Raw genomic sequence first — 22698 nt, forward strand, 5'->3', positions numbered from 1 at the left:
ACGAGTCCCCACCATGACCAGCGCCTCTCTCAGTTTTCTCGCCCCCAACTCCATCCTTGTGGTGGGTGCATCCAACAATCCCGCCAAGCGAGGTTACAACGCCATCGCACGACTGCTGGCGGATGGGTTCAGTGGTGATATTTACCCCGTCAATCCCAAGCTCACCGAACTTCGGGGCCTGACCTGTTATGCCAACATCCGTGATGTGCCATTCGCCGCCGACCTGGCACTGATTTGTACGCCGGCCGCAACGGTTCCAGACATCATCGAACAGTGCGGTCAAGCCGGAGTAAAAGGCGCGGTCGTACTGGCCAGTGGCTTTTCAGAAACCGGGGCAGCTGGCGAAGCCCTGGAGCAGGCTTGCGTGAGTGCAGCTCGCCGCTTTGGTTTGCGGTTAGTCGGTCCCAACACCTCGGGATTATTTAACACCGCAAAAAAATGCAATCTGGTCGGCTTTCAGGACCTGCGTTCCGGCCCCGTCGGTGTGTTGTCGCAATCCGGCAATATGGCCCTGTCGATGATCACCGAGAGTCTGCGCCATCCCCAGCTCGGTTTTAGCAGTTACATTGGCGTCGGCAACGAGGCTGAAATCGCATTTCATGAATACCTGCACTATTTCGCCGAGGATAAGGATACTCGAGTAATCGCCACCTATATCGAAGGGCTGCGCCAGGGCGATGCTTTCTTGCAGGCCGCGCGCCAGGTAAGCGCTCATAAGCCCATCGTACTCTATAAATCGGGGCGTACTGCCAGTGGCCAAAGTGCCGCCCGCTCACACACCGGCGCACTGGCCGGTGATATCACTTTATGCCGCGGCGTGATGCGTCAGGCCGGGGTCATTCTGGTCGAGCGTTCCGATCATTTATTACCGGTGGCGGAGTCGCTGGCTTATCAGCCATCGGCAAGTGGAAATCGTATCGCCATACTGGCCGACGGCGGTGGCCATGCCACCATTGCCGCTGATGAACTGAGCGATCGAGGCATGGTGCTGGCCGAATTACAAAAATCGACTCAACAGCGTTTGCAAGCATTGCTGGGTCCCCAGGCACCGGTCAGTAATCCGGTCGACTTTGCCGGAGCCAGCGACCACTACCCGGAGCTCTTTGCCGATGGTTGTGAACTTCTGCTGTCCGATCCCGGAGTTGATGCCGTGTTAGTGGTTGGGCTTTTCGGGGGTTATCAACTGCGATTTAACAGCACTCTGGCGACAACGGAAGAACGCACAGCAATGAGCCTGACGGCATTGCAAGATCACTATAAAAAACCGGTGGTTTTGCACAGCGTCTACAAGCACCACCGCACCAAAGCACTGCGCCTGCTGGAAGAAAACAACATTCCGGTACAAGACTCGGTGGAAGTCGCCGCCCATTGCATCAGCGCGTTAGCGCAATACGGTGTTGTACAACAACGAGGCCAACAAGTAGTTCCTGACCGACACCCGATCGAGCGCAACCTGTCTCGAGCCCGAGATATTCTGCAACAAGTTACCAACAACGCCGAGCGTGTAGTAACCGAAGACCGGGGGCGCGAACTGTTGATGCAACATGGCATTCAGACGGGATCGGCGCGATTGGTTCAGTCGCTTGATGAGCTCGACTCAGCGATGCAGCGTCTGAGCAATGATCCTCTGGCGATGAAGGTGGTCAGCCCACAGATCGTGCATAAATCTGATGCCGGTGGTGTACGTCTGAACTTGCGTGGATTGCCGGCTCTGCAACAGGCGTTCGGCGATATTATGACCAATGCTCGCAACTACCAGAAAGACGCCCGACTCGACGGCGTGTTGCTATCACCCATGGCCAGACCCGGTGTCGAGATTATTCTGGGCATTACCCGTGATCCCCAGTTTGGCCCGGTGATGATGTTCGGCCTCGGCGGCATCCATGTCGAAGTGCTGCGCGACGTCAGCTTCCGTGCCCTGCCACTCAACCAGGACGATGCCGCAGAGATGCTGGCCGAAATTCGCGCCAAGGCTATCCTGAGCGGTGTCAGAGGCAGCAACGCGATTGATCACAAGGCTTTGATCGATTTGATGTTGCGTTTATCACGCCTGCTGGAGTATCACACTGAGATAGAGGAGCTGGAACTCAATCCCGTGATCCTGTATGAAAAGGGCCTGGAAATTCTCGACGTGCGTATTTTACTCGGCGAAAGCGCCACCCAGCCGGTGCCACCAGCATTGGCCAAGCAAGCAACTTCGGCTTACACGTCGACCCAATAACTGTTAGGGAAACTGCTATGAACCAACCCCAGCTGACGGATTCAACGCTAACCATTGACGGCCGCGTCGCGCTACTTACCTTTAACCGGCATGATGTCCGCAACGCACTTACAGGCACCGCCCTGGTGGATGAGATAGTCGCCACCGTCGAATGGGCTAACCGTAACCCGTACATTTCCGTACTGGTAATGACCGGTGCCGGCTCGGCATTTTCGGCGGGCGGCAATATCAAGGAGATGGCCGAGCGCGACGGGGAACACCGACAGGGAGCTTTTGGCGGCAGCGTGCTGGAAGTGCAACAAAAATACCGCGAAGGTATCCAGCGTATGCCGCTGGCAATGGAACGGGCCGAAATTCCTGTCATTGCTGCAGTCAACGGGCCAGCCATTGGTGCGGGCTTCGATCTCAGTTGCATGTGCGACCTGCGCATCGGCTGCGAAAATACTCTATTGGGAGAAACCTTTATCAACCTGGGCATTATTCCCGGTGATGGCGGCGCCTGGTTCCTACAACGCCTGATCGGTTATCAACGGGCTGCCGAACTGACCCTCAGCGGCCGCCTGATCAAAGCCGATGAGGCTCTTGAACTGGGTATATTGCTCAAGGTGGTCGAGGCCGAACAATTATTGCCAAGCGCTATGGAGTTGGCACAATCGATTGCCGCCAAACCGCCACAAACGCTGCGCATGACCAAACGGCTGCTAAAAATGGCCCAGCGCCAACCGTTGGAAGATTTTCTCAGTCTGTGCGCGAGCTTTCAGGGCATGTGCCACAATACCGAAGATCATCTGGAAGCGGTCAATGCATTTCTGGAAAAGCGCCCAGGCCAGTATCAGGGAAAGTAAAGATGACAAAATCTTATTTATTAGCTCGCCCTCATATCGTGCCAGAACAGGCTAAACCAAGATCCGTTTTTTTGCGGGTAACCCTGTTATTAGCGGCTTTACTGGCCGCTCCCTTTCACACCACCGCCGATGAACCCACCCCGGTCAGTGCCACTATCGAATCCCAGGGCAGCGGCTTCTTCACCATAAGTGTGACCCTGAAACACGCCGACGAGGGTTGGGAGCATTACGCCAATCGCTGGGAGGTACTCGATGGTGAGGGCAATATACTGGCCACTCGCACCTTGCTGCACCCTCATGTGAATGAGCAACCCTTTACGCGTAACCTGAGCGCGGTGCGTTTGCCTAACAGCCTCGACACAATCTATATACGAGCCCACGATTCCAAGCACGGTTACGGCCGCCGAAAGATAAAACTGGCGGTGCCTGAATAGTTTCCACCGCCTTGAATCAGGGATCGGGTTTTAAATGGTATCGCTGGCCAATAGCTTCCAGGACGCCATTGTCATGTATTGCCTGCAGTGCACGCTGCAGGCGGTCGAGGTAAGGTTGCTCGAGCTGCTCTGATACCACCAGATAATGATCATAACTTCGATAACTCATGCTCACGACCTGCACCTGATCGTTCAATTCCAGTTCATCGATCGTGTGCAACAAACCCAGGTCGTGATAAAAGAGAATATCGCCGCGTTTTGCTAACAGCTTGAGCAACATGGCTTCGACATTCTTGGCACCATCGTCAACGGATATGCCCCTGCGCAACAAATAATCACTGGCCGCCGTACCAAACAGGCTGATCATTCGACCCTGACTGGCCAATTCCTCGATGGTTGCCAGCCTGTCCTTATCCAGCGGGAAATCAGCTCTTACTACCGCGATGTAACGTAAGCGATAGAGGGGGGGCTTCAGGTAACGAAAATCACGCTCGCGCTCCGGGGTATAAGCCAACCCCGCAAACAGGTCAATAAACCCCTCCTTGAGCATACGCTTTATTCGCGTCAGGGGCACCAGTCGATCGTAGCCCTCGATCTTCAGCTCAGGGTCTTGCTGCTCAAGAGCCCGCAAGATATCAACCGCCACTCCTTGCATATCCCCCTGATTATCCTGCATATACTTCGGACGACTGTCCTGTGCCACCGTCGTCAGGGGCATGGCCTTCACCGCACCACACAGGCAAAAGATCGCCATTAACAGGCAACATCTCACTATCCGCTTGAAACCCATACTGGATCCATCGTCTCGACCTTCACCCTGATAATAGCATGGCGCTAACCACTCGGGATCAATGGACAGTTGACGATTAAATTGTTCCGCAGCTAGCATGGTGTTTTTCATGGAATCACATCAATGAACAACGAAACGCTCCTGATAGTAGTCGCCCTGATTGGCGGCGCGGCGGTCAGCTTGCAAGGTCAGTTTATGGGCCAGCTTGACCGACAAATAGGCACCGCCGAAAGTGTGTTCATCACCTACGCCAGTGGTGCCCTGGTCGCCTTGTTGATGATAGTAGCCATGAAAGGTGGGCAACTGGTTAACGGTATCGGAAATGCACCTTGGTACGCTTACACCTCAGGATTGCTAGGCCTCGTGATTGTCGCCAGTCTGGGCTTTACCATACCCCGAATGGGCATGACCAAGGCCTTTACCCTGATTCTCGCCGCGCAGTTTCTATTGGCGGCTCTGATCGATCATTACGGTTTGTTTGGCAGCACCGTACGCAGTTTCGACTGGAAGCAGCTGTCGGGTATCGGCCTGATCATCACTGGCGTGGCGGTCCTGATTCGCTAGGGCAAGGTCGATATATTCTTTAGATCTCTGGCCTGCTCGCCTGTCAGGCCAACTAACCGTGGCCGCCAGTCTCTGTTTATCCTCTCCCTATTTGTCAGCTTTCGATCGGCTATCTACACTCTGTAAACGACCCGTTTGCGGTCAAATTCGCCATAGCCCTCTATTATGCCACCTCAGGAGATCCGTGCCATGCGATTGCTCATCCCCTTCCTTTTCCTCAGCGCCATAGTCCTGCCAGCCTGGGCCAAAGATGGCCCGGTCGATTATGAGATCAACGGACAAGCCTATGAGGGCTATTATGTCAGCGCCGGTGATAACGCTCCCTTGATTTTGCTGATCCATGACTGGGATGGCTTAACCAATTACGAAGTAAAACGCGCTCATATGCTGGCCGATCAGGGTTACAGTGTATTTGCCGCCGACCTCTTTGGCGCAGGTGTACGACCCACCGAAGTCAAGGATAAACGCCAACACACCGGTGAGCTGTACAAGGACCGGGAAAAGATGCGCACCCTGATGAATGGTGCTCTGGCCGCGGCTCTCAAGCTTGGAGGCAATACCGATAACGCCGTCGCTGCAGGCTACTGCTTTGGCGGAGCCGCCGTACTGGAACTGGCTCGAGCCGGATCACCGCTGAAGGGATTTGTCACCTTCCATGGTGGGCTGAAAACCCCCGACGGGCAAAACTACAGCAAGGCTCAGGGCAGTATTCTGGTCATGCACGGCTCCGCCGACAGCGCCATTCCCATGGAGCAGTTTGCCGCTCTGACCAATGAGTTGGAAGCCGCGGGAGTTGCCCATGAGATGATCACCTACAGCGGTGCGCCCCATGCCTTTACCGTGTTTGATTCCAAACGCTATCGCGCCGATGCTGACGCCAAGTCCTGGAACCGGTTCTCGGAATATTTGCAGGCGACGCTTAAGTGAGGTGACGCCATTCGGGGCTGTCATTCTCAGGATTTGCTGAATCAATGGCATTCCCGTCAAGCCTATTGGAAGCGTAATAGGCTTGACGAAGATGATGGAGGCATTATGTATTCCAATACCTGATGTCGGCCTATCAGATTCTGGCGAGGGTTAGCCGAAAGAAAAGGCTACCTTGCCAGAGTGCAAGCAGTATCCACGAGCTGTGAAATAGTCGATCCATAAACAAATATAACCTCATGTCATAATCGTAAAAGCGATACCCAATAGACATCTCTTGGTATGATTGCTTGCTAGAATCCGCCCACTTTTGGTCAAATTCAGGCCATGCAACAGCCCTGCCTGGCGCATCAAACGCAAGACTTTTGGCCCCTTGGTTATGGTAGGCTTGAAAGCAATGATTCACTTCGCCCATCTATAATACTGAAAAGAAGCGAAACGGTTAGTGACTAAGGAATAACAACAATGACATCTGGCTCAAGCAGTGAACAGGTCATTCGCAGGCTGTATCAGATCACCCACGATCATAACAAAGGCTTTGAACAGCAGATCATAGAATTGCTTCAAATGGGGCTGGAACGTTTTGAGCTGGACATAGGTATTTTATCGAAGATTGATCAAAGCAACTATGTTGTGAAACATTGCGTGACACCAACCGATGTCCCCATGCAACCGGGCGACAGCTTCAATTTTGATTCAACCTATTGTCATATCACCTGCTTGGCCCAGGGGCCTGTCTCTATTGAGCACGTTGGGGCCGATGACAAATACGCCTCACACCCGGCCTACAAGGCGTTTGGTCTCGAATCCTATATCGGGGTTCCCATACGCCTTAATGGTGAGCTTTATGGCACCTTAAACTTTTCAAGCCCAACCCCCTACCCTAGAAAATTTCAAGATATTGATATCGATGCCCTGCAATTAATGGCCTCCTGGGTTGAGTCTGAACTGGTTCGTCGAGAGCAGGAAGCGCAACTACGAGCCCTCAACAAGAAGCTCAAACTGCTCGCGAATTATGACAGCCTGACCCAGATTCCCAATCGCCGGGGTATGTACAAGAGCCTGCAAAAAAGCATGAAGCAGCTCAGCCGAAAGAACGGCGAAGGAACCCTCGCCATGATCGATATCGATCACTTTAAACAACTCAATGATCGCTATGGACACCAAACGGGCGATGAAGCACTGGTAGCAACAGCACAAATGATTACTGACTCGTTGCGGGATTATGATTACCTGGCTCGATTTGGCGGCGAAGAGTTCCTGCTATGGCTACCCGATACCAGTCAGGAAGGCTGTACTGTGGTCTGCCAGCGAATCATGAACAGCATTGCCAGGATCACAATAACCCCTGATCCTATAACGGTCTCCATTGGTACCTGCCATATCCGCTTCAGTGATGAGCGGCCAGGTGATATCAGCAAGCTAATCTATGACCTTATTGAGAAAGCTGACAACGCACTCTTTGAAGCTAAGGATCTGGGACGTAATCGAGTGGTTCACTATAGGGCACCGGTCACCGAATCATAAGTGCTCTAACTCCGTGTCGGGGTTAGAGTCGATTTTTTATTCCTACGTTTTACTGGGAGTCTGTGAACTTCCTCTGATAAACGTAGATCTTTCGCCTGCTAACATAGCCCCTCACGAACACCTTTTGATTCATTCCATATCAGGGTATCTAGCTTGAAAACCACACTCTACGCACTGCTATTGTCACTTGTTGTATTGCCAGCCCATGCAGCGGTTAAACAAAGTCAACTTCGGGCTTTAGAGCGACAGATTGTCGAAGAAAAATGGCCCGCCTGCGTTTCCCCGCGAAATTATTACGATCGGGTGTACTGTTCCTCCAAGGTCTACAATCTGCTCGATACCAGCCTAAACGAGCGTTATATCGCGCTGCGTAAAACACTCAGCGATGGCCAGAAACAACGCCTGAAGAAAGTACAGGTGGCCTGGATTCGTGAGCGAGACGACCAATGTGCCAGTATCCAGGAAGATTCGGTCATTATGGATCTGGGCTGCACCAAAGCCAGAACTGTCGAAAGTCTGTATTACATTACCGAAATGAATAAAAACCCGCAGGACTTCGATCTGCTCTTGCAGGAATACAAACGCCGCGAGTAAACCATCCTCAGCTGCCCTCCTTCACCATGTTAAAAGCACATGAAAGCCTCACGAGCTTAGCCATGTCCTGTCACAATCCGGGGGCATTCAGGCCATCATGACAAGGGTTTCAATCAGGGGGGTTATTCGCGCAATACTGTTTTTCGTATTATTGCCTATGGCTTGCCCCCTCTGGGCGGCAGGCCCGAACAAGCTGGCGACTATGGATCGCAGCCTCTGGCCAGATCCGATCAACGACGCACACAGTTTCAACCGTGCCTCCCGTTATGAGCTGTACTCTTTTATTCAGCAACTCAACGCCCTCGGCCCCTTAAAAGACGAAACGCAAATTGCCGAACTGACCGGGATCTCTTCGGTCGACCTGCCATCGGTTCAGCGCTGGAGTAACAAAACTCGACAACGATTGCTGGTTAATTATCGTCACAGTTGCCAAGCTCAAGCCTGCCTTGCTGTGGATGACTATAGAGACCTTACAGCTGTGGCACAGAACCAGCTGTCTTCACTCACCGCTCAATACGCAGATTGGCAGACCGCATCGGCTGGGTTTCATCATGACTATATACGCGAACAGTTACGGCTTGCCGTGCTGTTCTCAAGGATTAGCAGTGAAATTCATACGCTATCCTCACAAGAGATCAATGGTTTTGAACTGCCAGACCGTACTTTTCTATTGACCTTTGATGATGGTCCCAGTGCCGGCGCACAAACCGGTATGGTTCTGGAGACGCTTGAGACCTTTGATCGCAATGCCATCTTTTTTGTACTGGGAGATCGAGCAAAAGCCCTAACCAGCACTGGCTCGCCTGAGAGCTACCCACAGTATTCCAGTCAGTGTCTGGGCTCCCACGGCCAAAGCCATCGCGTCTACAGCCAAACTCTGGCATGGCAAACTGCTATGGCCGAGTCCTGGCACCATATCGCAACCCTGTCATCAACAACGTCATCTTCTTTACCAAGCTCAGTGCCCCCCAAGGTGGTTCAATGGTATCGTCCACCCTACGGCCAGAGAACAGCGGCGATGACCGATTACCTCGCACAACAAGGCATAGGTACCATGCTGTGGAATATCGATAGTCAGGATTGGAATGCCAAACTCAATGCCCGGCAAATTGAGGATCGAGTGTTCACCCTGATGCTGTTATGGCGCCATGGCATTCTTCTTTTCCACGATCTTTACGATAGAAGCAACGTCGCTTTATCAGGATTGCTACAGCAGACCGAAAACCTGGCTGTTACCTGGGTGAACTGCCGAGAGCTGAAACTGCACCAATAGAACGGCCTTTTGACTGATCCGTATCTGCATTGATCCGTATATTAAGCAAAACACCGGTAACTGCTGCCCATACAAGATCTTATGAACATCTTTATTCTGGATGATGACATAGAGAAATGCGCCCAATATCACTGCGACCAGCATGTGGTAAAAATGATTCTGGAAAGTGTTCAATTGCTATGCACGGCACTGAACAAAAAAGGCTTTACGACGCCCTATAAATCAACTCATGCAAAGCATCCGTGTACGTTATGGGTCGAAGAATCCTACGACAACTTTCTCTGGCTTAAACAACTGACTCTCGAACTCAACAAAGAGTACCGCTACCGCTACGATAAACAGGTGGATCACAAATCGATTGCGGTTCTATCAAGCCTGTCCCCGCACCGTTTTCCAGCGATCGGATTAACCCCATTCGCACAAGCCATGCCTGAAACTTACAAAGTTGAAGGGAATGCCGTCCTGGCGTATCGGAAATTCTATCTGGGAGACAAAGTCAGGTTTGCCAAATGGACCAAGCGCTCTTCTCCTCATTGGTTTAGCGATCAAGGCTAACAATCACCAAGCCCCTCCCAGGATAAAAAGGTGTCTCTGCTCAGGATGATTAATTATGATGATCCATCACCTAACGCATTCTCCAGCCGTTGCCACTGGTTTTCATTGGCCGGTAAGCCCAGGCGTACACCCTGGTGATTATCCAGCAGCCGCGTCCAGATGCCTTGTAGTGCCAACCCCTCGTGCAGTGCAGGTGCCTGATCGGTAAACAGCGTAGTAAAGAGTCCACCGCTGCGTACGGGCCCCTGTCCGCATTTTTTCATCAACTGGTACAGTCGCTCACCCTCCGAGTGCAAGCGAACGGCGGCTTGCTGTTGCCATGCCGTATCCGACAAAGCCCGTTCTGCAAGGTAGAGTGCGGGAGCGGAGACCGACCAGGGACCTAATGCCAGTTCAATCGACTCCAGCAACGGACTTGCCCCCAGCACAAAACCGGCGCGTGCACCGGCCAAGCCAAAAAACTTGCCCAATGAGCGCAAAACAATGATGTTCGGCCTGATAGTTGAAGCCAGGCTGTGCTCGGGCGACATATCGATAAAGGCTTCATCCACCAATAACCAACCACCGCGTTCAGCCAGAACCTGAGACAGCGACAATAACCGGGTCAATGAATACCGATCACCCGAGGGATTATTGGGATTGATCACCAGCATCAAGTCTGCCTGTGAAGCCACCCGCTCCAACTGCTTGTGGTCGGCACCGGCCGGATACTCAATAAGCTGAGCACCGGCTGATTGCCAGGCCGCACGATGTTCGGCATAGCCCAAGTCGGGAACCGCAACTCTCGGTGCCTGGATAATAGAGGGCAGCGTTTGAATCACCGCCTGACTACCGGCCACGGGCAGTAGCTGATCAATCTGGCAGCCAAAGTAATGCGCGGCCACATCCAGCAAAGAGGTCGGCACTTCGGGCAGGCGCCGCCAGATCTCACCGGGTATCTCGGGCACCGGCCAGCCGTTGGGATTAATGCCGGTGGAAAGATCAATCCAATCACTGCGTGGAATGCCGTATTCGCGACAGGCGCGATTCAGGTCCCCACCATGGGGCGGGCGATGGCGCATCAGAGCACCTCCAGGGTAAGCATCAACCAAAGCAGCAGGGCAACCGCAACCCATAGCAGCAACGCGTTCCTGACCAGCACCAGCGCCGCTTCAATATCGGCTGCCGCAGGAGGTTGACCGCAACCAAAGGGGGGGCGTTGCTGCCATTGCCCGCGATACTTCGCGGGACCACCTAACTGACGTTGCAGCGCACCGGCACCGGCGGCCATAACTACCCCGGCATTGGGGCTATCATGGCTGGACGCCTGTTCCCGCCAGCAATTAATAGCCGTCGCAAATGTGCCGGCACCGGCATACCCCAGAGCGCAGAGTCGTGCAGGAATATAATTCATCAGGTCATCCAGACGTGCCGCCACTCGACCAAAATACCGATACTGGTCACTACGGTATCCCCACATGGCATCCAGGGTATTGACCAGACGATGTGCCACGGCGCCCATAGGACCGGCAACGATAAACCAGAACAGGGTGGCAAAGATCGCATCGGCGCCATTTTCCAGCACCGATTCCAGCGCGGCCCGGCAGGTGCCCTCCTCATCCAGCTGATCGGTATCGCGGCTAACAATCATCGCCACTCGCTGTCGAGCCTTGTCGAGATCCCCTTGCTGCAACGGATCCATAATGGCACGGGCATGTTCCGCAAGGCTGCGCCCCCCCAGACACAGATAGAGCAACAGCAGGCCCAGTAGCTCCCCTATCACCGGAAGCTGTAACAGCGGAGCCATCAATAACAGCGGCGGCACCACCAGTAACAGTAATGCCAGGCCGCCCGAGAGTATGGAGATCGGTTCATAGGGCACTCGATTGAACCCTCGTTGCAGTTTATCGGCCAGATAGCCAAAGCCCACCAGCGGATGCCAGCGTCGCGGCTCGCCGAACAGTCCATCCAGCAACAGAGCAAGCAGCAACAGGGGTAACCAGAGAGGGCTCCACAGCATAGTTTTCAGGATGTCCAAATAATCATGATGATCGAGGGCGCCCATGATACGCCGATCACAAAAGCAGCTAAAGCCAATCGCTACTATCGCAAAAGAGTTAGCCCACCCGGTGCCGCTTTCGCTAGCCCCATTGGGGGATAAATGGTAGTATCCCCCGCCTTTTTTCGGTGCCTTTTTCACCCAATTACAGCCAACAATGCCCAAAGGATTTCGATGTTTGACCTGATTGCCCGCAAACAACCCAACGCCAAGAACGACATACTGTCCGGTGTCACCGTGGCCCTGGCGCTGGTGCCCGAGGCGGTCGCTTTTGCCTTCGTCGCCGGGGTTGCCCCCATGGTCGGTCTCTATGCCGCCTTTATGATGGGCCTGATCACCTCCATTATCGGGGGACGTCCCGGCATGATCTCCGGCGCTACCGGCGCCATGGCCGTGGTTATGGTGGCTCTGGTGGCACAACATGGCGTGCAATACCTGTTTGCCGCCGTTATTCTGGCTGGGGTGATTCAGATCACCGCGGGTCTGTTAAAACTGGGCAAGTTCATTCGAATCGTGCCCCACCCGGTTATGCTGGGCTTTGTCAACGGACTCGCCATCGTGATCTTCCTGGCCCAGCTGGGTCAGTTTCAGGTGCGCGGTGATGCGGGTATGGAATGGATGCAGGGCTCCATGCTCTTTACCATGGGCTTGCTGGTCTTTATTACCATGGCCATCATTCACCTGCTGCCTAAAATCACCACCGCCATACCTTCCTCACTGGCCGCCATTGTGGTGGTCACCCTGGCGGTACATCTGCTCGGACTGGATGCCCGCACGGTGATCGATTTCGTCCGGGATTCCCTGCCCGTAGAAGAAGCGGCCACAGCCACCCTGAAAGGTGACCTGCCCAGCTTTGCCATTCCGATGGTGCCGCTGAGCTGGGAGATGCTCTACATCATCCTGCCCTACTCCTGCATTCTGGCCGCGGTGGGCCTGATCGAATCCCTGTTAACCATGAGCCTGATCGATGAGATCACCGACACCCGTGGCCAGGGCAATCGGGAATGCGTTGGCCAGGGCGTCGCCAACACCGTTAACGGTTTCTTCGGTGGCATGGGTGGCTGTGCGATGATTGGCCAGAGCATGATCAACATTAACTCTGGCGGCCGGGGTCGCCTGTCCGGTATCACCGCTGCGCTGGTGCTGCTGTGCTTTATCCTGTTCGCCGCCAAGCTGATCGAAGTGATTCCGCTGGCCGCACTGGTGGGCGTTATGTTTATGGTGGTACTGGGCACCTTCGAATGGTCGTCTTTTCGAATCATTCGCAAGATTCCTACCACCGATGCCTTTATCCTGGTACTGGTTTCCGGTGTTACCGTCTTTACCGATCTGGCGATTGCGGTGGTGGTTGGTGTTATCGTCTCGGCTCTGGTGTTTGCCTGGAAACACGCCCAGCATATTCACGTGGAAACCTACATCGACGACAAGGGCAGCAAGGTCTACGAGCTGCGCGGACCCATATTTTTCGGCTCTGTCTCCAATTTCCGCGAACTGTTCGATCCGCGTAATGACCCCGACGATGTGATTATCGAATTCCAGCGCTCACGGGTTAGCGATCATTCCGGCATCGAAGCACTCGATTCATTGGCCGATAAATACCTGGCCCAGGGCAAGACATTGCACCTGCGCCATCTGAGCCCAGAATGCCGCAAGCTGCTCAAGCGCGCCGGAAGCCTGTGCGAAGTGAACGTAATGGAAGATCCGAACTATCGCGTCGCCACCGACGAACTGGCCTAAAGATGGCCGTCTTTTCTGCCTAAGCCCTAGATCGCCCCAGCCCGGTATCAATCCGGTGCTGACGGCGACAGTGAGCACTGACCCCGTTCGGGGTTAGGCTCTACCATTCTATGAAGGCGCGCCGATAACTGATCGGCACCGCCAATATAATCACCCTGCAACCAAATCTGCGGCAAGGTCACCGGCGTTGTCGGCCCGATGATCGATTTTACCCGAGCCAGCATCTCATATAGTGCACGGGGTGAGGCCACCACATCTTCATAGGTGAAATCGATACCCGCCTGGTCCAGATAGGCTTTGGCGCGGGCACAATGGGGGCACCCTGGTTTGCCAAAGATCCGATTACCTTCAAGCGGTCGATGCTGGCTATGGGCATCGATCACGGCCTGAGTCAGCACCCCACGATTGAGGGCCGCCCCCTGGCTGACAACCCGGTTATCGACCATCACGATGGGGGCATGCCAACCGCCCTTTAGCAGTGGTTGCCACCAGCAACTCAGCCAATCCCGCACCTCAAGAGATACCTCAATACCTGCCAGCTCCCGAGCCAGAGTATCCTTGATCACGTCCAGAGTCAGGGCACATTCGCCGCAGGGAATCTTGACCAAAAAGGGTCCCCACTGTCCTGCCCATCGATACAGCTTGATCTCGACTGCGTTACCCACCATCTCCACCACCAGAACGAAGTACGCCACCTTCTCTCAAGACCCTTCAACGCCAGTAGCTGTTTCATGGCACTCAACCCTAAGGCACCTCTGATCAATTCAGATAGAGCTATGCGATCCTAAAAATGGCTTTTATCAAGGCGAAGTCTGCCGTTCATGTCGAGACCTGGACAAGGGCTTCAACACCGAGAAAAGCCATTTTTAGGCCCGCCCTAAACAAGCCAAAGCCTTGCCCCCTTCCTTGGTACTTCAGCCGATATAACCTGTGCATTAAGGCGACGCCTATCCAGCCGCCCTCCAGATGTCAGCTATTTTTACAACAGCCTATACGGAACCATCTGCAGCCCCCATGTTCACTGGTGTGGGCTCAGTCTTGCATGATCGGCAAAACACACATCGATAGGATAATAATAATGAACCGACTACTGTTAGCCACGTTACTACTCTCGGGACTCTATGTCAGCAGTGCCTCCGCCTCTATTTGCGGAACCTCCGCCGTTGCAGGTATTTTGACAATCAACAATTCAATTCGGGGGCAATCCACCATCAGCAATGACTGCCCCTCCAACACCAGTCTTGGCCTCCCAAATATACCCGACCCCAGCGGTGATAGCTGGTTCAGTTTTATTCGAAACATTGATGGTGCCAGCTGGCAGATCAATACAGCAGCCACCGATGAAAACGATGATGGAGCATTGAACCTGGAGGGATTCTTCTGGCGTTTAATGGATATTTCCTGGACAGGCACCGAACCCACTCGCATCACAGGGGTGGGAGGCACCTTGGTGTCTTCGGGTATCGCCTCTGTCGACAGTTTTGACGATAATTCCCTGCTGCTTCGCTTTAATCCTTTCGCAGCCACTTGCCCCGCCGACTTTCCGACCCGGTGCCGGGTTGAGGTCGCCACCGGTACCCTGACCATAGAGACCAGCAGCAGTGCCAGCGCAACAATCCCTGCACCATCGACGCTGGCCTTACTGGCGCTGGGTTTATTCGCGATGCGACGAAAAATTCTGGGCGCCTGATTCAAAGCCCGCCCAGGCGGGCCGAGTTTTACTCCGCAACGGCTACTGTTTCGCCACCGCAGGCTGTGCCAGAGAGGCCGAAATGGCTCGAAAGGCGGCGATGGCGATATCAGTACTCTCATAATCGTTGGCCATAAAGTTACGGTCAGCACTGTTCTTGACGATCACCACATCGTTTTTACGGTCAACAAAGATGTACTGGCCGTAAATGCCCAGCGCCATAAACTCCTGGTCCGGGTTTTCCGGTATCCACCACTGGTAACCATAGCCCAGATTGGTATTGGCACTGTCTCTCTCGCCCGGCATCAGGTGCGGCGCATCGGGAGTAATGCTGTCCTCGATCCATTGCGCCGGCACAATCTGTTGGCCATTCAATACTCCACTGTCCCGGTACAAGGCCCCCATACGAGCATAATCACGAGCCATCAGATTAAGGCCGCCGAGGACCATGGGTTCACCCGTGCTATCGGTAATATAAATGGCATCCTGTTCCGTCCCCAATTTGGACCAAAGTTTGTCATTAAAGTAATCGACCAGACGTCTTTGTGTCGCCGCGCGTAGTACCATACCAATCACATGGGTATCGATGCTGACGTAATGCATAAAGTTGCCTTGCTCGCGCTCGGAAGTCAGGGAAGCCGCAAAGTCGTCGAAGCTGCCACCCAGGGCCATAACGCGACCAAAGCGATTGATGTCGCTATTAAAATCGCCGTAGTCTTCGTTGAAATAAACCCCACTGGACATTTGCAACACATTTTTGATGCTGACACCCTCGTAGCCACTGCCTTTTAATTCCGGCACGTAATCGGTGACGGGGGCGTTCAGGTCCTTGATGTAGCCCTCCTCTACCGCGATACCAAACAGTGCACTGAGAAAGCTTTTCGCCATCGACCAGGAGATTCGATAATCGGCTTTCCCGGTACCCTGATAATAGTCCTCAAAGGTGACATTATTTCCTTTTAATACCACCAGCGCCGTGGTGCTGCTGGCTGTTAGAAAATCGGCCATATTGCGGGTTTGTCCTTTATAGACAAAGGTTTCTGGCAAGTCTTCAGGAGCACTGCCGAATTGATTAACCGGCGCCTGACGCGAAATAACGGCAGTCGGTGCAACCTCTTCCATATGGGAAAAGTTATGCACAATCACATCGGCATCAAACAAACGGACCGTGTGGTAGAACTGGCGAATTTCTGTACTAAAGATACCCGTGAACAGCAACAACAGTAACAATAGAGCCAACAGTATTTTTTTTATTGAAAGACGCACAGCAAAACCTTAAACAGTTGTTTGAAAGCTCTAAGCATACAGAATTCACCCCGGGATCCAAACTGCTACAGAGTCAGCGGTGACGACAAAAAAGTTACATATGAAATCAAACAGCTTCCCGCTATAGTTATTCAACAAAACCACAGAGCATTTGATGGTTTGTCATGGCTCTGAAATCAATTCCGAATCCAGCCAGCTAGCGGACGCAATACCCGAGGGAATAATGATGAAACTCTATACCTATTGGCGATCTTCAGCGGCCTACCGAGTCCGCATTGCCCTGAACCTTAAACAGATCGTTTACCAGCCAGCCTATCTGCATCTGGTCAACAACGGTGGTGAACAGCACGCTGATGAGTACCGCCAACTAAATCCACAAATGCTGGTGCCAGCCCTGGAGTTAGATAATGGCAGGGTACTGACCCAGTCCATGGCGATTATGGAATATCTGGACGAGGTTGAACCCGGTATTGCTTTACTGCCCGCCGATGCCCTGGGTCGAGCCAGGGTCCGTGCATTGGCGCAACTGGTGGCTTGTGAAATACACCCGCTAAACAACCTGAGAGTACTGCAATACCTGAGCAATACGATTGAGATCGAGGATCAACAAAAAAAGCAGTGGTACCAGAATTGGGTAACCCAGGGTTTTAACGCCCTGGAAACGATGCTCAAGACAAGCTCCGATACCGGCACCTATTGCCATGGGGAATCACCAGGACTCGCCGACGCCTGCCTGATACCCCAGGTGTACAACGCCAATCGATTTGATATCGACCTGACAGACTACCCGACGATCACTCGTATTAACTCAGCCTGCCTGAAACTACAGGCTTTTCAGCAAGCCGTACCGGAAGCGCAGGGAGATGCCCAGTAACAAACCCGGGGCGGGAATCACCAAGTGAACCGAAGCCTCACAACCGGTGCTGAAATGAAACAGTCTCAGATTTCCGCTGGCTGCAACGAACCATGCAGAAGACGATGGGTAAAATCCCCATTGGCCATGGGCCTGCCAAAATAATAGCCCTGGGCTTCGTCACACCCCATCGACCCCACCAATGAATGTTGGGTAGCGGTTTCTACGCCTTCGGCAATCACACGGATATCGAGCGCCGCGGCCAGTCCGATAACCGCCGCAACAATATTGCGGGTACGATCGTGATGACAAATGCGACGGATAAAGGCGCGATCAATTTTCACCGCCGAAATGGGAAAGTCGGCCAGATGGGATAAAGACGAATAGCCCGTGCCAAAGTCATCCAGACTCAGCTTAACGCCTTGCTCGGTTAAGGCTTTGCAGATACGCATGGGTATATCGGAATCAGCCACAATAGTGCGCTCGGTGATTTCAAGCTCAATTAAGCTGGGTGAAATATCGTGCTTTCTGATAACGGACATAATATCCGTCGCCAGATTGGCATCGGCAAAGAGTAATGGTGATAAGTTAACGGCGACGGGTTTGGCGCCCTGGCCCCAACTTTTAATCTGCTTGCAAACCGATTCCAGAACGAAAAAATCGATACTGCGTACCGCATGGCTTTCTTCGGCAATATAGATAAATTCATTGGGCGGAATCAGACCATGCTCGGGGTGGCGCCAACGCACCAGGGCTTCAGAACCCACGAGTTCTTCACTGCCCAGCGCCACCTTGGGTTGATACTCGACAAACAACTCATTTTTCGTCACAGCATCATTTAACCCGTGCTGGACAATAAAGCGTCGCTTCATATCCCGAATAAAATCCCGGTCCATAAAGTTGTTACGACCCTGCCCCGGGCTTTTGCCCATATACATGGCAATGTCAGCAATCTTTAACAGCTGCTCAAAGGTGTTGCCATCTTCCGGATAACGGCTGATACCAATGGTTTGGGAGATATGCAGTTTTTGCCCATCGATACAAAAGGGATCGGTAATATGGGCATTGAGTTCATCGCAAATTTGCAGGCATTGCTCATTGGATGTCTGCCCTGGCAACAAGACACAAAACTCATCGCCCCCGATTCGAAATACCATCGAGGATTCCGGAGTCACCTTGGAGAAACGATCCGATACCGCTTTCAGTAACTTGTCCCCCGTCGAATGCCCCAGGGTATCATTGATAAACTTGAAGCTATCCAGATCGATGGACATCAGGGTGAAGGCATTTTTTCGGCTGGAGGACTGGGCAATCAGGCTACGGGTCATCTTGTCCAGGGCGCGACGATTGGGCAGTTGGGTCAAATGGTCGGTATAGGCCTGATATTCCATATCCCGAGACAGGGTCAAAATACTGCTACGGTCAATCAATGAACGTCGTAACAGACAAATACTCACAAACAACAAGCCGAGTAAGGCACCCACCACCAGGCCAGTCAGCTCATCAAGTTCGTAGTCCTCATATTGCCTGGTTAGCGCATACCACTGCTCATTCAGGTCAAAAAGAATAAAAACAAAGAAAACAGATAATGCAATACATGAAGCGATCACTACCTCTATAAGCAGCGGCGACAGAGGTCCTCTTTTAGGCATTACGGTAGTCCTGACTGTATTACAAAGAAGGCCAGATTGGCTAATTATCAAGACGTGTCCCTACGTCAAGTAACAGAGCTATTTAGCGATAAATGCTACAGCTCATATAGCAAAAGACGATACCAGATTTATGTGATGATGAAACCCATCCCGGGAAAAACGGCTGGAACAAGACGGATTAAAGGGAAAAATGAGCGAAATTTAAACGATAGCGCCCTTTTATAAGGACGAAGAGAGCTGCAAACTATTGTACGATAGCCTCTCATAACCTTTGATACCGGCTGGACTTTCAAAACCACCCGGAATCAAAGGTAACAGCTCTTGGGGCAGATTAGCCCAGACAACGCCAGTGAAAACGCAGATGATCCTCGATAAAGCTGGCGATAAAATAATAGCTGTGGTCGTAACCCGGCTGCATCCTCAGCTCTAACGGATAACGGCTGCTCAGAGCCGCGGACTTAAGCGCTTCCGGTTTCAACTGCTGTTCGAGGAAATCATCGGCCTCACCCTGATCCACCAGCACCGGCAACTGAATCGGCCCTTTTGCGGTGGCCATAAGTTCACTGGCATCATACTGTTCCCACTCTTTTTCATCCGTCCCCAAATAGGCGCCGAAGGCCTTTTGCCCCCAGGGACAATCGCATGGGTTACTGATCGGGCTAAAAGCACTGATGCTGCGATAACGCTGGGGATTCTTCAGGCCGATCACCAGTGCGCCATGCCCCCCCATCGAATGACCACTGAGGGCTCGTTCGTTGGTCACCGGAAATGTCGCTTCGATCAGCGCCGGCAACTCCTCCACCACATAATCGTACATGCGATAGTGCTGGCTCCAGGGAGCCTGGGTAGCATTGACATAAAATCCGGCTCCCAAACCCAGGTCGTAGGCACCACCGGGATCATCGGCGACGCCTTCGCCCCGGGGGCTGGTATCTGGCGCGACAATGGCCATACCCAGTTCGGCGGCGATACGCTGAGCGCCGGCTTTTTGCATAAAATTTTCATCGCTGCAGGTCAGGCCCGACAACCAGTACAACACCGGTACCGGCGCTTCAGGCGTAGCGCCGGGTGGCAAGTAGACAGCAAAGCGCATGGTGCAATTGAGCACCTGGGACTCATGCTGGTATTGCCGATGCCACCCCCCAAAAACGCGATTGTTGCTTAGTCTTTCAAGCGACATGGACACCCCCTTAAAAGTGAACAACGCTGCGGATGCTTTCACCCTTATGCATCAGATCAAAGGCTTCATTGATCGCATCCAGTTCCATGGTATGGGTAATAAAGTCGTCGAGTTTAAATTCCCCGGCCAGGTATTGTTCTACGATACCCGGTAGTTCGCTGCGTCCCTTAACCCCACCAAAGGCAGTACCCCGCCAGACACGCCCGGTTACCAGCTGAAAAGGTCGTGTACTGATCTCCTGACCGGCACCGGCGACCCCGATGATGACCGACTCCCCCCAGCCTTTGTGGCAACACTCCAGAGCCGAGCGCATCACGTTCACATTACCGATGCACTCAAAGGAGTAGTCCACACCGCCATCCGTAAGCTCAACGATCACTTCTTGAATGGGCTTGTCGTAATCGGCCGGGTTAACGCAGTCGGTCGCACCCAGTTTCCGGGCCAGGTCAAATTTACGGGTATTGAGATCGATCGCAATAATTCGCCCCGCCTTGGCCATGGCGGCGCCAATAATGGCGGAGAGACCAATCCCGCCAAGACCAAAGATGGCCACGGTATCGCCCGCTTCCACTTTTGCCGTATTGAGCACCGCGCCCATGCCGGTGGTGACACCGCAACCGAGCAAACACACCTCTTCCAGTGGCGCTTGCGGGTTCACCTTGGCCAGGGAGATCTCCGGCAACACGGTGTATTCGGAAAAGGTAGAGCACCCCATATAGTGATAGATCGGCTTACCATTGAGGGAAAATCGTGTAGTGCCGTCGGGCATCAGGCCCTTGCCCTGGGTTTCACGAATCTTTTGGCACAGGTTGGTTTTTCCAGACGTACAAAATTTACACTCGCCGCACTCGGGGGTGTAGAGGGGAATCACATGGTCACCCACCGCCACGCTGGTCACGCCCTCGCCCACCTGCTCGACAATGCCCCCACCCTCGTGACCGAGAATAGCCGGCCAAACCGCTTCCGGATCTTCCCCGGACAGGGTGAAAGCATCGGTATGGCAAACACCGCTGGCCACAACACGTATTAATACCTCACCCGCCTGGGGAGGCATCACATCCACTTCTTCAATCGACAGAGGCTGATTGGGGCCCCAGGCGACCGCTGCGCGTGATTTAATCATTCCAATATCTCCTTGCTGTTAAGCTCGTATTCGAGGCTATCGACAGAGCCGGCTATCGTTCAACGAAGCATACGATGAGTGTAGATAAAGCGATCATAAAAACGAATCCAAGCCGGTAAGTACTATTCGGTCGCTGCCTACAATATGTGGGGTGGCTACCGAGGTCAGTTACGATAAATGGTTTCAATCAAATGGTAACCGAAACGGGTTTTAACGGGCCCATGTACGGTTAAAACGGCTTTTTTGAACACCACATCGTCAAACGCCTTAACCATCTGTCCGGGACGAAACTCACCCAGGTCACCACCGCGCTTGGCGGAATTGCATTGCGAATGCTTACGCGCCAATTTGGCAAAGTCGGCGCCTTTGGCGAGTTGTTGCTTCAAGCTATCGGCTTCGGCTTTGGTTTTCACCAGAATGTGACGAGCACTGGCAACGGGCATGGGTCGTTCTCCTGATCGCGGGGTTAATACGAAAATGGGTTAAAACCTGAGGCGATGACTCCAGCGTATGCCCGGATAACCGTCAAGCCACTCAATGGAATCTTACGAGGGGTTGGCCGTCTTGACCTTCACCCGGTTATTGGTATCACGCTGCTGACGAATCAGAGCATCGTTGGCCGGGGTACTGCCCCGCTTGGCCAAACGATCATAAAGCAAAACATTGACCGATGCTGCCAGATTCATGCAGCCGATGGTGGGCACATAGACCACCGCGTCGGCACGGTCGATCACCGCCTGGGGCAAAGTACCATCCTCGGGTCCAAAGGCATAAAAGGCCCGCTCGGGGTGTTCGAATGCCGGTAAGGGCGTCGCCCCCTCGACAATCTCGACACAGACCAGCGCCGCACCTTCGGGGATTTGGTCTAACAACGAATCAACCGCCGTCAGGGGGATCTTGCCAGCGGCCTTTTTGGTATCGGTATGAAACTTCGCCGCCCGCGCGTAACGCTGGCCGGTGTAATGCACCGCGTCGGCGCCATAACAGCCAGCGGCCCGCATCACCGCGCCGACATTGGTCGGGCTCTTGGGGTTGTTCAGGCCAATACAGACCCGAGGGAGGTTACTCATTATCAAACGTCCGTTGCCTGCCGGGCAAACGCCGCCCGGCATCATAAAACCTGTCGATGCCCGGCAGCATATACCCGTCAAACCCGTTCTGTCAGCCCCTTTATTTAGACGATGCAGATTAAGTCAGCGAAGCCTTAGGGCCCTCTGATTAATTCAGATGAGCTCTGGCTTTCAGGCGAATTCAGAATCGCGGCACGCCTTTGCAGTAAGGTCGAGACCTTTCTAAAAAGGCGTAACAACGAGTCTGGGTTTGCCTGAAAGCCCCGGAGGGCGGGCCTAAAAATGGCTTTTCTCGGTGTTGAAGCCCTTGTCCAGGTCTCGACATGAACGGCAGGCTTCGCCTTGATAAAAGCCATTTTTAG

General features: G+C 53.3%; 22 protein-coding genes. 12 read left to right on the plus strand and 10 right to left on the minus strand.

What is annotated here, in order from left to right:
* Positions 1-13 precede the first annotated feature (13 nt).
* The 3 genes from MIB40_RS14490 to MIB40_RS14500 are packed head-to-tail and all read left to right on the plus strand — an operon-like array spanning position 14 to position 3500.
* Positions 14-2221 (plus strand): acetate--CoA ligase family protein, encoded by a 2208-nt coding sequence (locus MIB40_RS14490; RefSeq protein WP_249695616.1) that lies wholly within the window; start codon positions 14-16, stop codon positions 2219-2221.
* Positions 2222-2238: 17 nt separating this feature from the next.
* A complete protein-coding gene (locus MIB40_RS14495; protein WP_249695617.1) occupies positions 2239-3066 on the plus strand; it encodes an enoyl-CoA hydratase-related protein in 828 nt (275 codons plus the stop codon).
* A gap of 2 nt (positions 3067-3068) precedes the next feature.
* Complete coding sequence (locus tag MIB40_RS14500) at positions 3069-3500, plus strand: hypothetical protein (protein WP_249695619.1); 432 nt, start codon at positions 3069-3071, stop codon at positions 3498-3500.
* A 16-nt stretch (positions 3501-3516) separates the two neighbouring features.
* Here the strand turns inward: MIB40_RS14500 and MIB40_RS14505 are convergent, their stop codons facing one another.
* Positions 3517-4389: a substrate-binding periplasmic protein gene (locus MIB40_RS14505; protein WP_249695622.1), complete on the minus strand. Its 873-nt coding sequence runs from the start codon at positions 4387-4389 to the stop codon at positions 3517-3519.
* Positions 4390-4413: 24 nt separating this feature from the next.
* Here MIB40_RS14505 and MIB40_RS14510 point away from each other — a divergent pair, with 24 nt between their 5' ends.
* The 6 genes from MIB40_RS14510 to MIB40_RS14535 all read left to right on the plus strand — a co-directional run bounded on the left by MIB40_RS14510 (position 4414) and on the right by MIB40_RS14535 (position 9727).
* On the plus strand, positions 4414-4854 hold the full coding sequence (locus MIB40_RS14510; protein ID WP_249695624.1) for a DMT family transporter: 441 nt from the start codon (positions 4414-4416) through the stop codon (positions 4852-4854).
* Positions 4855-5043: 189 nt separating this feature from the next.
* Positions 5044-5781 (plus strand): dienelactone hydrolase family protein, encoded by a 738-nt coding sequence (locus MIB40_RS14515; protein WP_249695626.1) that lies wholly within the window; start codon positions 5044-5046, stop codon positions 5779-5781.
* Between the two features lie 462 nt (positions 5782-6243).
* Positions 6244-7305, plus strand: coding sequence for a sensor domain-containing diguanylate cyclase (locus MIB40_RS14520; protein ID WP_249695628.1), 1062 nt, complete (start codon positions 6244-6246; stop codon positions 7303-7305).
* A 153-nt stretch (positions 7306-7458) separates the two neighbouring features.
* On the plus strand, positions 7459-7899 hold the full coding sequence (locus MIB40_RS14525) for a lysozyme inhibitor LprI family protein (RefSeq protein ID WP_249695630.1): 441 nt from the start codon (positions 7459-7461) through the stop codon (positions 7897-7899).
* A 202-nt stretch (positions 7900-8101) separates the two neighbouring features.
* On the plus strand, positions 8102-9172 hold the full coding sequence (locus MIB40_RS14530) for a polysaccharide deacetylase family protein (protein ID WP_249695632.1): 1071 nt from the start codon (positions 8102-8104) through the stop codon (positions 9170-9172).
* An 81-nt stretch (positions 9173-9253) separates the two neighbouring features.
* Positions 9254-9727 carry a pyrimidine dimer DNA glycosylase/endonuclease V gene (locus MIB40_RS14535; protein WP_249695635.1) on the plus strand — a complete coding sequence of 158 codons (474 nt, stop codon included), beginning with the start codon at positions 9254-9256 and terminating at the stop codon, positions 9725-9727.
* Between the two features lie 53 nt (positions 9728-9780).
* Here the strand turns inward: MIB40_RS14535 and cobD are convergent, their stop codons facing one another.
* Both cobD and cbiB read right to left on the minus strand, forming a co-directional pair.
* Positions 9781-10788 (minus strand): threonine-phosphate decarboxylase CobD, encoded by a 1008-nt coding sequence (gene cobD, locus MIB40_RS14540; protein WP_249695637.1) that lies wholly within the window; start codon positions 10786-10788, stop codon positions 9781-9783.
* Positions 10788-11906, minus strand: coding sequence for an adenosylcobinamide-phosphate synthase CbiB (cbiB, locus tag MIB40_RS14545; protein WP_319941680.1), 1119 nt, complete (start codon positions 11904-11906; stop codon positions 10788-10790). Before cbiB ends, cobD begins: the two co-directional genes overlap by 1 nt.
* Positions 11907-11939: 33 nt before the next feature.
* Between cbiB and MIB40_RS14550 the strand changes: the two genes are divergently transcribed.
* Complete coding sequence (locus MIB40_RS14550; RefSeq protein ID WP_249695639.1) at positions 11940-13502, plus strand: SulP family inorganic anion transporter; 1563 nt, start codon at positions 11940-11942, stop codon at positions 13500-13502.
* A gap of 47 nt (positions 13503-13549) precedes the next feature.
* Here MIB40_RS14550 and MIB40_RS19770 read toward each other — a convergent pair whose 3' ends face one another.
* Positions 13550-14197, minus strand: a complete 648-nt coding sequence (locus MIB40_RS19770) for a glutaredoxin domain-containing protein (RefSeq protein ID WP_249695641.1) — start codon at positions 14195-14197, stop codon at positions 13550-13552.
* Between the two features lie 383 nt (positions 14198-14580).
* Between MIB40_RS19770 and MIB40_RS14560 the strand changes: the two genes are divergently transcribed.
* Positions 14581-15192 (plus strand): PEP-CTERM sorting domain-containing protein, encoded by a 612-nt coding sequence (locus MIB40_RS14560; protein WP_249695644.1) that lies wholly within the window; start codon positions 14581-14583, stop codon positions 15190-15192.
* A gap of 42 nt (positions 15193-15234) precedes the next feature.
* Here MIB40_RS14560 and MIB40_RS14565 read toward each other — a convergent pair whose 3' ends face one another.
* Complete coding sequence (locus tag MIB40_RS14565) at positions 15235-16458, minus strand: serine hydrolase domain-containing protein (protein ID WP_249695645.1); 1224 nt, start codon at positions 16456-16458, stop codon at positions 15235-15237.
* 223 nt (positions 16459-16681) lie between these two features.
* On the opposite strand from MIB40_RS14565, the gene maiA reads away from it, so the two are divergent.
* Positions 16682-17332 carry a maleylacetoacetate isomerase gene (gene maiA / locus MIB40_RS14570; RefSeq protein WP_249695647.1) on the plus strand — a complete coding sequence of 217 codons (651 nt, stop codon included), beginning with the start codon at positions 16682-16684 and terminating at the stop codon, positions 17330-17332.
* Positions 17333-17397: 65 nt separating this feature from the next.
* On the opposite strand, the gene MIB40_RS14575 is transcribed toward maiA, so the two are convergent.
* From MIB40_RS14575 to MIB40_RS14595, 5 genes are all read right to left on the minus strand, one after another.
* Positions 17398-18963 carry a putative bifunctional diguanylate cyclase/phosphodiesterase gene (locus MIB40_RS14575; protein ID WP_249695651.1) on the minus strand — a complete coding sequence of 522 codons (1566 nt, stop codon included), beginning with the start codon at positions 18961-18963 and terminating at the stop codon, positions 17398-17400.
* 331 nt (positions 18964-19294) lie between these two features.
* On the minus strand, positions 19295-20143 hold the full coding sequence (gene fghA, locus MIB40_RS14580; protein ID WP_249695656.1) for an S-formylglutathione hydrolase: 849 nt from the start codon (positions 20141-20143) through the stop codon (positions 19295-19297).
* Positions 20144-20153: 10 nt separating this feature from the next.
* Entirely contained in the window at positions 20154-21263 is a 1110-nt protein-coding gene (locus tag MIB40_RS14585) for an S-(hydroxymethyl)glutathione dehydrogenase/class III alcohol dehydrogenase (protein WP_454892285.1), read from the minus strand.
* Positions 21264-21430: 167 nt separating this feature from the next.
* Complete coding sequence (locus tag MIB40_RS14590) at positions 21431-21709, minus strand: peptidylprolyl isomerase (RefSeq protein ID WP_249695665.1); 279 nt, start codon at positions 21707-21709, stop codon at positions 21431-21433.
* Positions 21710-21811: 102 nt separating this feature from the next.
* Positions 21812-22336 (minus strand): RNA methyltransferase, encoded by a 525-nt coding sequence (locus MIB40_RS14595; RefSeq protein WP_249695670.1) that lies wholly within the window; start codon positions 22334-22336, stop codon positions 21812-21814.
* Positions 22337-22698: the final 362 nt, after the last annotated feature.

The organism is Aestuariirhabdus haliotis, from assembly GCF_023509475.1.
Classification (GTDB): Bacteria; Pseudomonadota; Gammaproteobacteria; order Pseudomonadales; family Aestuariirhabdaceae; genus Aestuariirhabdus; species Aestuariirhabdus haliotis.

What these genes read in the sequence shown, in the direction of transcription:
- MIB40_RS14490 (WP_249695616.1), top strand. Translation starts at nt 14, where the DNA reads ATGACCAGCGCCTCTCTCAGTTTTCTCGCCCCCAACTCCATCCTTGTG.
- MIB40_RS14495 (WP_249695617.1), top strand. Translation starts at nt 2,239, where the DNA reads ATGAACCAACCCCAGCTGACGGATTCAACGCTAACCATTGACGGCCGC.
- MIB40_RS14500 (WP_249695619.1), top strand. Translation starts at nt 3,069, where the DNA reads ATGACAAAATCTTATTTATTAGCTCGCCCTCATATCGTGCCAGAACAG.
- MIB40_RS14505 (WP_249695622.1), bottom strand. Translation starts at nt 4,389, where the DNA reads ATGCTAGCTGCGGAACAATTTAATCGTCAACTGTCCATTGATCCCGAG.
- MIB40_RS14510 (WP_249695624.1), top strand. Translation starts at nt 4,414, where the DNA reads ATGAACAACGAAACGCTCCTGATAGTAGTCGCCCTGATTGGCGGCGCG.
- MIB40_RS14515 (WP_249695626.1), top strand. Translation starts at nt 5,044, where the DNA reads ATGCGATTGCTCATCCCCTTCCTTTTCCTCAGCGCCATAGTCCTGCCA.
- MIB40_RS14520 (WP_249695628.1), top strand. Translation starts at nt 6,244, where the DNA reads ATGACATCTGGCTCAAGCAGTGAACAGGTCATTCGCAGGCTGTATCAG.
- MIB40_RS14530 (WP_249695632.1), top strand. Translation starts at nt 8,102, where the DNA reads ATGGATCGCAGCCTCTGGCCAGATCCGATCAACGACGCACACAGTTTC.
- MIB40_RS14535 (WP_249695635.1), top strand. Translation starts at nt 9,254, where the DNA reads ATGAACATCTTTATTCTGGATGATGACATAGAGAAATGCGCCCAATAT.
- cobD (WP_249695637.1), bottom strand. Translation starts at nt 10,788, where the DNA reads ATGCGCCATCGCCCGCCCCATGGTGGGGACCTGAATCGCGCCTGTCGC.
- MIB40_RS14550 (WP_249695639.1), top strand. Translation starts at nt 11,940, where the DNA reads ATGTTTGACCTGATTGCCCGCAAACAACCCAACGCCAAGAACGACATA.
- MIB40_RS14560 (WP_249695644.1), top strand. Translation starts at nt 14,581, where the DNA reads ATGAACCGACTACTGTTAGCCACGTTACTACTCTCGGGACTCTATGTC.
- maiA (WP_249695647.1), top strand. Translation starts at nt 16,682, where the DNA reads ATGATGAAACTCTATACCTATTGGCGATCTTCAGCGGCCTACCGAGTC.
- MIB40_RS14575 (WP_249695651.1), bottom strand. Translation starts at nt 18,963, where the DNA reads ATGCCTAAAAGAGGACCTCTGTCGCCGCTGCTTATAGAGGTAGTGATC.
- fghA (WP_249695656.1), bottom strand. Translation starts at nt 20,143, where the DNA reads ATGTCGCTTGAAAGACTAAGCAACAATCGCGTTTTTGGGGGGTGGCAT.
- MIB40_RS14590 (WP_249695665.1), bottom strand. Translation starts at nt 21,709, where the DNA reads ATGCCCGTTGCCAGTGCTCGTCACATTCTGGTGAAAACCAAAGCCGAA.
- MIB40_RS14595 (WP_249695670.1), bottom strand. Translation starts at nt 22,336, where the DNA reads ATGAGTAACCTCCCTCGGGTCTGTATTGGCCTGAACAACCCCAAGAGC.